Here is a 13,259-nt window from a genome sequence, read left to right on the forward strand (position 1 = left end):
CAAAGAGGAATAGAACCATATTCCTTCTGTTGTTGATCGCACCAAAACAAAAGAACTTTTGCGTCACGAAAGATAGGGTCCCTCTGCGGGGGCCGGCTGCAAAGCCGGCCCCCGCATTGCTTTTGTGTGCCGCCCGCTTTTGCCGCGCCCTGGATGGGGCTGACTGTTTTGCGGTTGGGCGGGTCAGCTGACTGTTTTTTAACTTTTAGAGCAAAAACTTGACCACAGGTCAACATTCCCGGGGGCTTGCAAGGGGCCATCGGGCCTCCCGTGCAGAGCCCAAACAAAAAGCACCCGCCTTTAGCGGGTGCTCGCCTGTTTAGGGTGTGCGCTGATTGTATTTCGCCAGCACCTGGTCTACCTCAGCCGGCTCCAGCCGGAGGCGGGCCGGAGCGGGGGCGGCGCTGCCTTTGCGCAGGGGCAGCCACCAGGTGGACAGCCCGGCCCAGCGGCCAAACTTGTAAGCCGTGTGGGGCTGGCGGCCTACGCAGGTGAAACCGAACTTCTGATGAAAGCGTTCGCTGGCCGGGTTGGGGTCGGCAATGAGGGCATAGACGTTCCAATACCCCTGCATGCGCAGCAGCTCCAGCAGCGCGCCGTACAATTTGGCGCCCACCCCCGCCGAACAGGCGTCCGGGGCGCAGTAGATGGTGCTTTCCACATCCCAGTCAAAGGCTTCCCGGGGATGATAGCGATGGGCGCAGGCATAGCCCAGCAGGCGGCCGGTCCCGTCCCGCGCCAGAAGCAGCGGAGCTCGGGCCAGTGTATCCTCCACCCAGGTCTGGTATTCCTCCAGGGTGGACGGGGTGATCTGGAAGGTCGCGATCCGGTTGCGCACATACCAGTTATAAATGTGCAGGATGTCGGCAGCATCGGCGCAGGTGGCCATGGACAGCCGGGGCTGCATCTGCCGGGCCCATTCGGCACACAGGGCCTCTTTTTGGGATTTGGACAGCTTTTTAAGGGCGGCTTCCCGCCGCAGCGCCGCCGGCTTGTCCGCGCAGGGTTCGAGGTAGGCCAGGCTCAGAGCTCCGAAGGCCCGGGTCGCCCGGGCACCCTGCCCTGTTTTGTGGGCGTGCAGCCGGGCGGCAGGGTCGTTGGTCCAGCCGGTGTACAGCCTGCCGCCCCCGCAGCGGACCATGTAGACATAGGCGGGGGCGAACGATTCACCGTCCATTGTTCTTGAGCACCAGGCGGCAGGCGGCCACGGCGGTCTGCTTGTCCCTGGCGGTGATCAAAAAGCGGCTGGCATGGCAGAAGCTGATCCCATCCAGACCGCTGCGGGCTTCAATGACCTGCTGGGGCTGGCCGGCCCAGGAGGCGGGGAAGGGGAGTTTGGGCTTTTTGGTCCGGTGGTCGGTGACGCACTGGGCGCTCCAGCCGCCCCGCTGGCTGGGGTACACCACAAAAAGAGCGTCGGTTTTGTACAGGCCGTTTTTCCAGGGCAGATAGCAGGGCAGCACCACGATGCCGTCTTTGGAGGCAGCGTAGGCGGCCCGCACTTTTTCGTCCGCCCGGTTGACCGCGTTGGCCGCCTCGATCTGACGGGACAGGATCTGCTTTGCGACCGCCACCGCCTCAAAGAAGCGGTCATCGGCGCTGTCGGCGCTGTCCCAGGGCGGATTGAAAAAGCCGATGGCATCGCACAGGCTGTTCTGTTCGCCGGTGTTGTCGTTCAGGTCCAAAGGCTGAATGAAATTTTCATCGATGAGGCGGGCCTGACGTTCCCCAACCAGGCCGGGACCCAGCACCCGCCACAGCAGCCCGAAGGCCGCGTAAGGCACCCCGTTGGGGCGGGTCTGACGGGGCTCCCGGTGATGGTCGAACATACCGTCGCCGATGTCATAGACGATGCCGTCGAAGTCATCCGGCACCACAAAGCCCCGGCTGACTTTGATGTCCGGGCGCAGGATCTGCAAAAGTGCGGTCGCAAACACATCGTCGGCGTGGAACTTGCCGGCGTGGGTAAAACCGCGGGCTGGGATCTTCATTAGGAACACCTCTCTGCACAGAACTGTTTTCGTAACAGTATACCACATTTTATGCCGATGTGCAAAACAGCCGCAGCCTTTGGCTGCACCTGCGAATCGGGAAAAAGCCGCCAGCTCTGGGCGCGCCTTTGGCGCCGGGCGGGCTTTTGTCATAAGGGAAAGAAAAAAGATGCGATTAAATCAAGTCTCTCTGTTTTGTATAATTCTTTTCTTCTTGTTTTATAAATTTATACAAATAAGGCGAAACTATATTGACTATTCGCTGAATGATTTATATAATGGCAACATAGCGAACAACTGAACACTTCAATAACTAGGAGGTGGATTTATGAAAATCACAAAGGTGGAAGTGTTCCGGCTTCCGACCGCCCAAAGCAAGACCAACAGCCCCATCGGGTGCCGCATTTACACCGATACCGGCCTGTACGGCGACGGCGAGGCGGGCATGGCCTATGGCATAGGCGGAAGCGCTGCCTTTGGCATGGTGTGCGACCTGGCAGAACTGGTGCTGGGGATGGACCCTCTGCAAACAGAGCTGATCTGGGAGACCATGTACAAAAAGACTTTCTGGGGCCAGAACGGCGGCCCGGTGGTCTTTTCGGGCATCGCGGCCATTGACGTGGCGCTGTGGGACATCAAGGGCAAATACTTCAATGTCCCGGTCTATCAGCTGCTGGGCGGCAAGGTAAGGGACAAGCTGCGCACCTATGCCAGCCAGCTGCAGTTCGGCTGGGGACAGACTGGCGTCAGCGAACACCTGTGGGCCGTCACCCCTGAGGATTATGCCTACAATGTCAAGCTGGCAGTGGAAGAAGGGTTCGACGCCATCAAGATCGATTTCTTTGACCGCGACGAAGAAGGCAAGCCCCTCAGCTTCCTGGACACCACCGGATTTTTGACGCCCAAACAGCTCAAAATGGTGGAAGCCCGGATGAAGGCAGCCCGGGAAGCCGCAGGCGATGAAGTGGACATCATCATGGAGAACCACTCCTATCCGGACGCCCTGGGCGCGGTTCAGCTGGCCAAGCTGGCTGAAAAATACAATATCCTGGCTTTTGAGGAGCCCAATACCCCCACCCCGCAGACGGTGGAGTACATCGCAAAATACAGCTCGGTGCCCATCGCCAACGGCGAACGGATCTTCTCCCGCTGGCAGTACGCAGAATACTTCAAAAAGAACCTGCTGCAGCTGGCCCAGCCCGATATCGGCAACTGCGGCGGCATCAGCGAGACGAAAAAGATCTGCGATATGGCCCATGCTTTTGACGTGGGGGTCCAGGTGCATGCGGCGGGCAGTCCCCTGGCTACCAGCGTTGCCCTGCAGCTGGAGTGCACCATCCCCAACTTCATCATCCATGAGCATCACACCTGCAACCGGATGGACACCAGCGTAGGCCTGACCAAATACAACCTCCAGCCTGAGAATGGCTGCTTCACCGTGCCCGACCTGCCCGGTATCGGCAACGAGTTCCTGCGGGAGGCCATCGATAAGGCGGTCCTTTACAAAGTGATCGAGTAATGCCCCGGTCCGGCCGGGGAGATCGCGGAGTACGCCGTGACGGAAGGCGCAGCGTACAAGACAACGGCAGTAAACCAAACGGTTTTGGCCCGCGCCGGGAAGCGATGCCTCTGCGCGGGCCTATGGTAAAAGGAATCATAAAACCCAACTATAAGGAGGCGTTGAACTATGGCAGTTAAAATCATCCATGAACCGGAGCCCAAACCAGGTACGCTTGGCACCAAAGAGCTGTACGCGCTGGCTGTAGGCCAGGTCATTGGCGCTGGCGTTATCACCCTGATCGTCCCGGCCATCAAAATGACGGGCTATTCGGCCTGGCTGGCCTATTTGACGGCGATCATCATGGGCTTTATCATGGTTTTGCCCACCATCTTTATCTCCTCCACGCTCCGCCTGGGCGGCGGCAACTACTCGATGCTGTGCGAACTTGCCGGTCCGACGGTGGGCGGCATCTTCGCCTACGCTTACCTGACCCAATGCCTCTCCCTGTCCCTGTTTGGTGCTTCAGCGGCGGCCTATCTGGGTGATATCTTCCCCATCCTGGGCAGCCACTTGGCCCGCATCATCGTGGGCGGCGCCCTGCTGACGTTCTTCTTTGTGGTCAACCTGATGGGCGTGGACATCATGGCCTTTGCCCAAAAGGTCATGACCTGGCTGCTGATCGCCATGCTGTTTGTCTTTGCAGTGGCCGGTGTGATCCAGGGCAGTCTGCCCATCTTTGATTTCAGCGATCCCGAGTTCCTGACCCAGGGCTGGGGCATCACCTTTGAAAACGGCCAGATCGCCGGCGGTTTTACCGGCGCGGTGCTTCTGTTCGTCTACTCCTGCCAGGGCTACTACATGACCAGTTCCTATGGCAAGGACTCCAAAAACGCCCGGCGGGATATCCCCAAGGCCATGCTGATGACGGTCCCTACCCTGATCGTTCTGTATGTGGGCGTGGCCATGGCCGGCACCCGCGTCATGACCGTGGAAGAATACGGCAGCTCCACCACCCTGGTCTTTGCGGCACAGCGCATTTTCCCCACCTGGCTGTTCATCCTGTTCATCATTGGCGGCCCCATCATGGCGCTGCTCTCCACCCTGAACTCCTCCTTTGCCTACAACGCCATCAACATTGGCCAGTCCTGCGATGACGGCTGGCTGCCTGCCTCCTTCGGCAAAAAGAACAAGGCCGGCGCCCGCGTGTGGATCCTGACCTTCATGTATGTCGTGGGCATGATCCCCATCGTTTTCGGCTTCTCCATCGAAGTGATCACCAATATGGTCCAGCTGATGACATCGGCCTTTGCCATCCTGAACATGATCGCCTACCTGAAACTGCCCAAGAAATACCCCAACTCCTGGAAGAAGGCTCGCCTCCATGTGCCTGACGCGCTGTATTACGTCATCTGCTGGGTATCGTTCTTCTTCTTTATGGTGGTGCTGTGGAAGAGCTGTCTGTCCATGAGTCCCCTTCTGGCGGCCATCAACGTGGCGGCCATCGTGATCCTGGCAGCGATCGGCCTGTGGCGTTCCAAAACGGGCAACATCGTCATCCATACCTCGGTCTGGAGCGGTGAACCCGAAGAACATACCGCGTCCGAACAACAACCCAAATCATGACCCAGGGCTGATCCGCATCGGCCCGGAACAGGAGGTATCAAAGCTATGAAGATCACAAAAGTCGAAGTGTTCGAAGTGCAGGCCCGCCGCCCCGAATGGCGGCCCGTCCTCTGCCGGATCTATACCGACGAGGGGATCTATGGCGACGGCGAAGCCGCCCTGGCCTACTGCAACGGCGCACCGGCTGCCGCAGCCATGATCCGCGACCTGGCCACCCTGATCATCGGGATGGATCCTCTGGACAACGAGGTCATCTGGGACAAGCTGTATAAGTGCACCTTCTGGGGCCAGAACGGCGGCCCGGTGGTGTTTGCCGGCATCAGTGCCATCGATATCGCCCTGTGGGACATCAAGGGCAAATACTTTGGAGTGCCTGTCTACAAGCTGCTGGGCGGCAAGCGCCGGGACAACATCCGCACCTATGCCAGCCAGCTGCAGTTCGGTTGGGGTCTGGATGTATGCAAGGACAGCCTGACCATGAGCGCTCCCCACGATGCCGTCACGGTGCAGGATTATGTGGACAACGCCATGAAGGCGGTCGAGGAAGGGTACGACTGCATCAAGATCGACTTCTTTACCTATGACCCCAAGGACGGCCATGCCTACACCGATGAGGAGTGCTGCCGTCTGCTCTCCCCCTACTACGTCAATGTGGTGGAAGAACGTGTGGCCGCCGTCCGGGAGGCCATCGGTCCCAAGGTGGATATCATCATGGAGAACCATTCCCGCCCCGACGCCCAGAGCGCCGTGCAGCTGGGACGTGCCGTCCAGAAGTACAATATCTTCTATTTTGAGGAGCCCAACACTCCCACCCCCAAGACGGCCAAGTTCATTTCGGACAAGCTGTCCATGCCCATCTCCCACGGTGAGCGCGTCTACTCCCGCTGGCAGTATGCACCGTATTTTGAAGATCAGGCCATCCAGGTCATCCAGCCTGACATTGGAAACTGCGGCGGCATCACCGAGGCCAAGAAGATCTGCGACATGGCCTATGTCTATGACATCTCGGTACAGGCCCATGTCTGCGCTTCGCCCCTGTCCACAGCGGCGGCCCTCCACCTGGAAGCCGTCATCCCCAACTTTGTCATCCATGAACACCATGTGTTCAACCTGCACGACTACAACCGCGAGCTCTGCACAGTGGATTTCCAGCCGGTGAACGGCCGGTTCAAAGTGCCTGAGGGCCCTGGCCTGGGCGCAGAGATCAGCCCCTGGGCGATGGAGCACTCCATCCGGTATGTCGTGGAATAACGATACACAAAACAGAATGCAGACAAGAAAGGAGCTGTAACGTTGTATGAAGATCACAAGCGTTGAATGCTATCTGGGCAATTTTATCACGGTCAAGGTCAACACGGACGAGGGCATCAGCGGCTTCGGTGAGGCCGGCCTGGCTTATGGCAACAGTTGGGAGGCGGCCTTTGGTCAGTGCCAGGATTTCGCCAAGCTGGTCATCGGTATGGACCCCTTCAACACAGAGGAGATCTGGGAACACCTGCACCGTCATACCTTCTGGGGCATGGGCGGCGGCCTGGTGATCACCTCGGCCATGGCGGCCATCGATACCGCCTGCTGGGACATCAAGGGCAAGGCGCTGAACCTGCCGGTGTACAAACTGCTGGGCGGCAAGACCAACAAGAAGCTGCGCGCTTACGCCAGCCAGCTGCAGTTCGGCTGGCGCACCAAGATCGAGGCCAGCGACAGTCTGGGCCTGCTGTACGATCCCCAGGACTACTACGACGTTGTCAAGGACGCCATGGCTGAAGGCTATGACGCGGTCAAGATCGATCCTGTGTTTGCTCCCACTGAACCCCGGCCTCTGGCTGAGATCATGGGCACGCAGGGCAACCAGATCCGCGGCTGCTACCGCGAACACGATCTGAAACGCTCGGTGGAGCGGATCGCCGCGGCCCGTGAGGCGGGCGGCCCCGATCTGGATATCATTGTGGAGATCCACTCTCTGCTGGATGCCAACACCGCGGCCATCCTAGGCAAAGAGCTGGAGCCCTACCGCATCATGTACTACGAAGAACCCACCATGCCCTGCAACCCCACCCTGTTCAAGCACATCAAGGAGCGCAGCGGCCTGCCTCTGGCCACCGGTGAGCGCAGCTCCACCCGCTGGGGCTTCCGCCAGTTCCTGGAGGACCGGACCCTGGATGTGATCCAGCCCGACCTGTGCAATACCGGCGGCATTACAGAGACCAAGAAGATCTGCGATATGGCTCAGGTCTATGACGTGGGCGTCCAGATCCATGTCTGCGGCGGCCCGATCGCCACGGCAGCTGCCCTGCAGGTCGAGACGGTCATCCCCAACTTCGTGATCCATGAGGAGCATAACGCCAACCTGCTGACCAAATTCAAGAACGCAGGCAAGTACTACTATGCACCCAAGGATGGCTATTACGAGGTGCCTGAGCTGCCCGGCATCGGCCAGGAGATGAGCGAACAGGAAATGGCCACCGCACGCAAAGTTGTCATCGAGTGATCCTCCTGAATCCCGTATACCTGCCCTTTCTATCCCCTCAGAACAGCCCTCTTTCGGTCCAGCCGCCGGAAGGGGGCGTTCTTGTACCTCTTTGCAGGAGACGCGCCCGGGAGGAGCAAAATTTATGAAAGGTAATGACAAAAGCTAAACGAACCGCTATAATAATACATATACATGTGCAAAGAATTTGCCGTGTTCAGAGCTCTTATAGCCACAATCTCTACAGAAACATGGTCGGGTGAAAAATGTGAGACAGGAACAGATCAAACAGAACAGCAGAAGGCGCGTGAAAATCGCACGGGTGTCGGTGGTAGACCAGGTGTGTGCCTCGATCAAGCAGGACATAGCGGACGGCGTCTGGCAGCCGGGGGACAAGATCCCCTCCGAAGCAGAATTTGCGGATATGTTCGGAGTGAACCGGCTGAGCGTGCGGATGGCACTGCAAAAACTGAATACCCTGGGCATCATAGAGACCCGTGTGGGCGAGGGCTCCTTTGTCTGCAACTTCTCTCTCAAGCCCATCCTCAATGAGATATCTGTCTTTTATGAGGGGGAGGAACAGTACCGGGATGTGCAGCAGCTGCGGAACCTGCTGGAATACGAGTGTATGCGGCTGGCTGTTTACACCGCAACCGACGAGGAAAAACAGCAGCTGAAAGAAGCGCTGGACTGCTACAACGAGCGCGCAAAGCTCCAGGACACGGACCCGTATTCGGAAGAACTGCTGGCAAACCTGGTGGATGCGGATTTCAATTTCCATTACCAGGTCATCAAAATGAGCCACAACAAGCTCTACAAGGACATCTACTATATGGTACAGCAGCTGATCCGCGGGCATATCACCAGGCTGCTCAGTACGCGGACCCGGCGCCGCCACGAGGCAGGTATGCCTTATCAGACAGACAGCGACACGCACAACAAGATCTATCACTGCATCATCCATTCGGATGTGGATGCCCTGCAGCGGGCCCAGGAGGAAATGATCGGGATCATCCCCATCAAGGGTCTGGACCCGGATGCGGAAAAATAAGCGGCCTGCAGACGGCCGGTTTGGTATGAGATCGGGGTGGACCTGTCGGGGTTCACCCTTTTGATATCTATGGGCAAGACACGTTCCCAAATGCAAAGCAGCCGCAGCAGATCCCTGCTGCGGCTGTTGCATCATAATAGCATCGTGTGGGGGAGCCGGCGCACCGGGCGGGTGGCGGCCGTCGCCTCGTTACTGCACGTTCTGCTGGATCCAGTTCTCGATGTGGTCGGCGATGACGTCGTTGTTCAGATCCTGGAACATGAAGTGGTCGTTGCCGGTGATGCCCTCATCCGGCAGATGCACCACTGTGCTGGTGCAGCCGGCGGCGGTGTAAGCCGTAGTGAAGGTGTCGGCGGTGGAGGCCATCATGGTCCACATGGCGGCTGCGGGCACGTCGGTGTACTGCTGGCCGATGTAATCGCCGTAGTAGAAGGCCGCCGGGATGTTCTGTTCCACCATGGCGTTGTAGGCGTCGCTGCCCACCTCAGGCGCAGCGCCCGGCTCAATGGCCACGATGGCGGCCACATGATCCGTATACAGGGGCACTTCCCAGCCGGGCAGGCCGCCCTGGGAATGGGTGACCAGGATGGAGTCTTTGCCGGTGCGGGCATACACTTCATCGATGGTCGCCGCGACGGCCTGGGCCACCACGGTGTTGTCGATGGCCTGATCGCCTGCGTCGTTGTCCATGCTGGTGTCAGGGGTCATCTGGCGGAAGAACTGATCCAGCACCTCCTCGCCCCGGGGGAACTGGGAGCCCTCATTTTAGGTGAACTGATCGTTCCGGTAGGTGCCGATGCGGAACTGGGTGTACCAGGTCTGGTCCGAGGGGGTGGTGGTCATGGTGCCTGCCACCGAGGTCTGGCCGGCCTCGCCCCGGCGGGGCTGGTCGATCAGCCAGACGCTGTGCCCTTTGCGCAGGAACATATCCGACCATCCTTCCCGTCCGTCCGGGGTGGTCATCCAGCCCATGCGGGACTGGCCGTACCCGTGCAGGAACACCATGGGCAGTTCGGTGTCGTTTTCGGGGATCTGGTAGAGGACGTTGGCGTGGTCCACATGGGAGGTGTAGTAGTTGCCCACGTCAAAGGTGCCATCCGAGCGGATGACGGTGCCGCCCGCCGAGAAGATGCCCTGTTCCGCGATGCGCAGGGGCGCGTTTTCGGGGTCGATCAGGTCCCGCAGGGGGGCGGGCAGAAGGTCCAGGATGCCGTTTTCGGCGGCATCCCCGGATGCCGCAAAGGCGGTGACCGGCGCTGTCAGGGTGGACAGGGCCAGAACGGCGGCCGCTGTCAGGGCGGCGGCCCGATGCTGTAGTTTCATAGGTTTGATCCTTTTCTTTTGTACGGTGGACGGTCGTTCTTTTCTGGGGCCGAAGCACTTTTTTCCTGGCTTTATTGTAACGCGCTCCGCCCCCGGTCAGAAGTCTCGATTGGTTATGGAGTGATAAGCCGAAGGTTTCTACTGGGGATGCATACGCCAAACAGGCCCGCAGCATTCGGCTGCGGGCCTGCGGCAAAGAAGGAAGATGGAGATGATGTTATTTGGAAAGGCGATATCGCAGCCAAAGCGCACCGCCGTCCACCGCGTAGACGGCGCCGCTGATGTAGCCCGCTTCCTCCGATGTTGTGTATGGATCTTCCGGATGCGCCCATCCCGGCTTATTTCAGCCTGCCGCCGTCCCAGAACGCGTTGCCCGTCTTTTCGCCCAGGGCGCGGTAGATGTTGTTGGCGGGGTCGAAGGAGATGGGATGGAACAGCTCCGGGTCGATCTGGCCCTCCCCGTTCAGGATGGTGTCATCCACACTGACGTTGAGGATCTGGCCGATGATGTTGCCGTCCTCGTTCACCTTGAGCAGCCGGCACTCCAGCGCCACCGGCAACTCGTCGATGAGCGGCGCGTCCACCGTGCTGGCCTTGCTGGTGTGGAAGCCGGCCTTCTGCATCTTGGCCGGCTCGCTGTTGCCCGAGACCATCCCCCTTTTCATTCCTATAGGCGTTGGCGGTATCGATCAGGCGGTAGCCGCACCGCAGGGCGCTGCGCACCGAGGCCTCCGCCTCATCGGGGCTGAGAAGAAAGGTGCCGATGCCGGCCATGGGCATCTTGACGCCGTTGTTCAGAACTGCGTACTCCATAAGAAAACCTCCTTGTTCCGTATGTTCAGTTTTGTTTTACCCCATAGACCGCGGACATCCCGACGGTGTCCAGGGCCTTGTCCAGGGCCTCCACCTCTCCGGCGGTGAGGGCGATGCCGGCGGCCCCTGCATTCTCTGCCATGCGCTCTTCCTTGCGGATGCCGGGGATGGGGACGATCCAGGGCTTTTTGCACAGCATCCAGGCCAGGGAGATCTGGGCCGGGGTGGCCTGTTTTTCCCGGGCCATCCGGCGCAGCAGATCCAGCAGCGGCTGGTTCTGGTCGATGGCGTCGGGGGCGAACTGGGGCATCCCGGCCCGGTAGGCAGGTTGCGGATGACGCTGCGCATCAGGGCCTCCATGATGTCATCCGAGACGTTGTCCGCGTCGGGGGCGCTGAAATAGGTCTCCATGATGTGGCTGAGGATGTCGAAGCTGCCCGACACCATCTGTCCCTGGGGCACGCTGTACGTGTAGGTCGGGTCCATCAGGGCAAACCGTGCGTTGAGGGCGGGGTAGTCCCGGCCGGTCTTGATCTTCTTTTCCTCGTTGGTGATGACGGCCCCGCCGTTGCACTCGCTGCCGGTGCCCGCCACCGTGACGATCACTCCCAGCGGCAGCGGCTCGAAGTCGATAACGCCGGGCCGGGCCCAGAAGTCATCCCAGACATCCCCGTCGTAGCGGGCGGCCAGGCTGACCGCCTTGCAGCAGTCCATGACGCTGCCTCCGCCCACGGCCAGGATCATGTCGGCGCCGCAGGCGCGGGCCAGGCGGGCGCCCTCCTGCACCTTGGCGTAGGTGGGGTTGGCCATGATGCCCGAAAATTCCACCACCTGCTTGCCTGCGCTGTAAAAGACATCCATGATCTCGTCGTAGACGCCGTTGCGCTTGATGGAGCCGCCCCCGTAGGCCAGCAGGATGGTATGGGCGTGTTTGGTCAGGCAGGCCAGGTACTCCTTGACGCAGCCCTGCCCAAAGTAGACCTTGGTGCTGTTCTGAAAAATAAAGTTGTTCATAGAAAATGCTTCCTTTCCGACTGTGACCTCGCTTTTTCCGGCGGTCCGTTCTGTTCCTAGTATAAAAAAATCGAGACTTCGGCAGAAGTCTCGATTGGTTATGCAGTGTATACCTGCGGCTTATCAGTTTGGCGCGGGATGGGACGGGCCGGGATTACGGCTCCAGGTCCTCGCCGTTGGAGGCGATGACCTTTTTGTACCAGAAGAAGGACTTTTTCCGCAGCCGGGCAAAGTCCCCGGTGCCGTCGTCGTAGCGGCGGACGTAGATAAAGCCGTACCGCTTGGCATACTCCCCGGTGGAGGCGCTCACCAGGTCGATGCAGCCCCAGGGGGTGTAGCCCATCAGGTCTACCCCGTCTCGGACCGCCTCGGCCATCTGCTGGATGTGGCGGCACAGATAATCGATGCGGTAGTCGTCCTGGATGGAGCCGTCGGGGGCGACCTCGTCCTTGGCGCCCAGGCCGTTCTCCACCACCATCAGGGGCTTGCCGTAGCGGTCGTACAGGTCGTTCAGAGCGTAGCGCAGCCCCTCGGGATCGATCTGCCAGCCCCAGTCGCTGGCCTTCAGATAGGGGTTGGGGACCCCGCCCAGGATGTTGCCCTCGCCGCTCTTGGCCTCGCCTGCGGTCTGGCAGGAGGACATAAGGTCAGCCAGTATTTCACCTTGCCCTTATACCGGGTGAAGATGGCCCGGCAGTAGCAGAGGAAATAGTCGATGGTCTCCCGGCTGGCCCAGGCATTGCATTTTTTGGTCAGGACGAAGGGCACCTCATAGTGGCTGATGGTGATCAGCGGCTCGATGCCGTACTTCCGGCACTCGTCGATCACCTCATCGTAGTGGCGCAGCCCGGCTTCGTTGGGCTGTTCCTCGTCGCCGTTGATGTACCTGGCATCCTGACACAGGGAGTGGCCCGCCGCTGTCAGCTGCAGGCCGCGGTGGGTGCGGATGAACAGCGCCACACCCAGGCTGTCCTCCAGCAGGTTGATCTGCTTGATGACCGCCGGGGGCGAGATATACAGCTGCTCGGCAGCCCGGTTGAAGCTGCCAGCTTCTGCCACACAGAGAAACGTTTCCAGCTGGGGGTTATAGATCATCCGTGTCACCGTCCTTTCCTGTTTATTGTAGGAGATGCGGGACTCCATGTCAAGAAAAAGCGGGCGCGACCCGGCAGCCAGGCCGCACCCGCAGGGCACAAGGAGGAACGCAGGCGGGTCAGGACTTCTGCGCCGGCTCGTCGCGATAGGTGATCAGGATGAGGATGAAGTCAGCCACCATGGCAACGAGGGACACCACGATAGCGACGACCATGCCGCTGGTGTTGTTGGTGGCGGTATCCACAAAGGCGGTCCAGCTGAATATGCCCAGAGCGCCGATGCTGTGATGATGCGGGCAAGGCCGTCGTACTTGCTTGCCATGATTCGTCCTTCTTTCTTTTGAATTTTTTACAAACCGAACGCTTTATAACGCCTGCCGCA

Annotated in this window: 12 protein-coding genes and 2 pseudogenes; 5 read left to right on the forward strand and 9 right to left on the reverse strand. The window is 59.7% G+C overall.

The genetic code is table 11. From position 1 onward, the window contains the following. The 3 genes from B5G12_RS14800 to B5G12_RS09550 form a co-directional block, all read right to left on the reverse strand. The coding region (locus tag B5G12_RS14800; protein ID WP_204245671.1) for a hypothetical protein at positions 1 to 260 on the reverse strand (260 nt) is incomplete at its 3' end. A 59-nt stretch (positions 261 to 319) separates the two neighbouring features. After that, complete coding sequence (locus B5G12_RS09545; RefSeq protein WP_087324752.1) at positions 320 to 1,177, reverse strand: GNAT family N-acetyltransferase; 858 nt, start codon at positions 1,175 to 1,177, stop codon at positions 320 to 322. Further along, positions 1,167 to 1,991, reverse strand: a complete 825-nt coding sequence (locus tag B5G12_RS09550) for an MYG1 family protein (RefSeq protein WP_087232721.1) — start codon at positions 1,989 to 1,991, stop codon at positions 1,167 to 1,169. Before B5G12_RS09550 ends, B5G12_RS09545 begins: the two co-directional genes overlap by 11 nt. A gap of 328 nt (positions 1,992 to 2,319) precedes the next feature. Here B5G12_RS09550 and B5G12_RS09555 point away from each other — a divergent pair, with 328 nt between their 5' ends. The 5 genes from B5G12_RS09555 to B5G12_RS09575 all read left to right on the forward strand — a co-directional run bounded on the left by B5G12_RS09555 (position 2,320) and on the right by B5G12_RS09575 (position 8,633). Next, positions 2,320 to 3,510 (forward strand): mandelate racemase/muconate lactonizing enzyme family protein, encoded by a 1,191-nt coding sequence (locus tag B5G12_RS09555; RefSeq protein ID WP_087324753.1) that lies wholly within the window; start codon positions 2,320 to 2,322, stop codon positions 3,508 to 3,510. Between the two features lie 168 nt (positions 3,511 to 3,678). Next, complete coding sequence (locus B5G12_RS09560; RefSeq protein WP_087324754.1) at positions 3,679 to 5,115, forward strand: APC family permease; 1,437 nt, start codon at positions 3,679 to 3,681, stop codon at positions 5,113 to 5,115. A 45-nt stretch (positions 5,116 to 5,160) separates the two neighbouring features. Continuing rightward, positions 5,161 to 6,366, forward strand: coding sequence for a mandelate racemase/muconate lactonizing enzyme family protein (locus tag B5G12_RS09565; protein WP_087324755.1), 1,206 nt, complete (start codon positions 5,161 to 5,163; stop codon positions 6,364 to 6,366). A 46-nt stretch (positions 6,367 to 6,412) separates the two neighbouring features. Further along, positions 6,413 to 7,603, forward strand: a complete 1,191-nt coding sequence (locus tag B5G12_RS09570) for a mandelate racemase/muconate lactonizing enzyme family protein (RefSeq protein WP_087324756.1) — start codon at positions 6,413 to 6,415, stop codon at positions 7,601 to 7,603. Positions 7,604 to 7,889: 286 nt separating this feature from the next. Continuing rightward, the gene (locus tag B5G12_RS09575; protein WP_242956000.1) at positions 7,890 to 8,633 is read left to right on the forward strand and encodes a FadR/GntR family transcriptional regulator; all 744 of its coding nucleotides are present in this window, start codon (positions 7,890 to 7,892) and stop codon (positions 8,631 to 8,633) included. 189 nt (positions 8,634 to 8,822) lie between these two features. Here B5G12_RS09575 and B5G12_RS15170 read toward each other — a convergent pair whose 3' ends face one another. The 6 genes and pseudogenes from B5G12_RS15170 to B5G12_RS14980 all read right to left on the reverse strand — a co-directional run bounded on the left by B5G12_RS15170 (position 8,823) and on the right by B5G12_RS14980 (position 12,878). Then, positions 8,823 to 9,365 (reverse strand): alpha/beta hydrolase family protein, encoded by a 543-nt coding sequence (locus B5G12_RS15170; RefSeq protein WP_343286634.1) that lies wholly within the window; start codon positions 9,363 to 9,365, stop codon positions 8,823 to 8,825. A 33-nt stretch (positions 9,366 to 9,398) separates the two neighbouring features. Continuing rightward, a complete protein-coding gene (locus B5G12_RS15175; RefSeq protein WP_144064128.1) occupies positions 9,399 to 9,956 on the reverse strand; it encodes a hypothetical protein in 558 nt (185 codons plus the stop codon). A gap of 338 nt (positions 9,957 to 10,294) precedes the next feature. Next, complete coding sequence (locus B5G12_RS09585; RefSeq protein WP_158099710.1) at positions 10,295 to 10,609, reverse strand: flavin reductase family protein; 315 nt, start codon at positions 10,607 to 10,609, stop codon at positions 10,295 to 10,297. A 185-nt stretch (positions 10,610 to 10,794) separates the two neighbouring features. Next, positions 10,795 to 11,079 carry an aldo/keto reductase gene (locus tag B5G12_RS09595; RefSeq protein WP_087324798.1) on the reverse strand — a complete coding sequence of 95 codons (285 nt, stop codon included), beginning with the start codon at positions 11,077 to 11,079 and terminating at the stop codon, positions 10,795 to 10,797. A 179-nt stretch (positions 11,080 to 11,258) separates the two neighbouring features. Next, positions 11,259 to 11,783 (reverse strand): annotated as a pseudogene (locus B5G12_RS09600) (iron-containing alcohol dehydrogenase); the annotation flags it as partial. Positions 11,784 to 11,937: 154 nt separating this feature from the next. After that, positions 11,938 to 12,878: pseudogene (locus tag B5G12_RS14980) on the reverse strand (family 1 glycosylhydrolase). Between the last annotated feature and the right edge of the window lie 381 nt (positions 12,879 to 13,259).

It is taken from the genome of Faecalibacterium sp. An58 (assembly GCF_002161515.1).
Classification (GTDB): Bacteria; Bacillota; Clostridia; order Oscillospirales; family Ruminococcaceae; genus Faecalibacterium; species Faecalibacterium avium.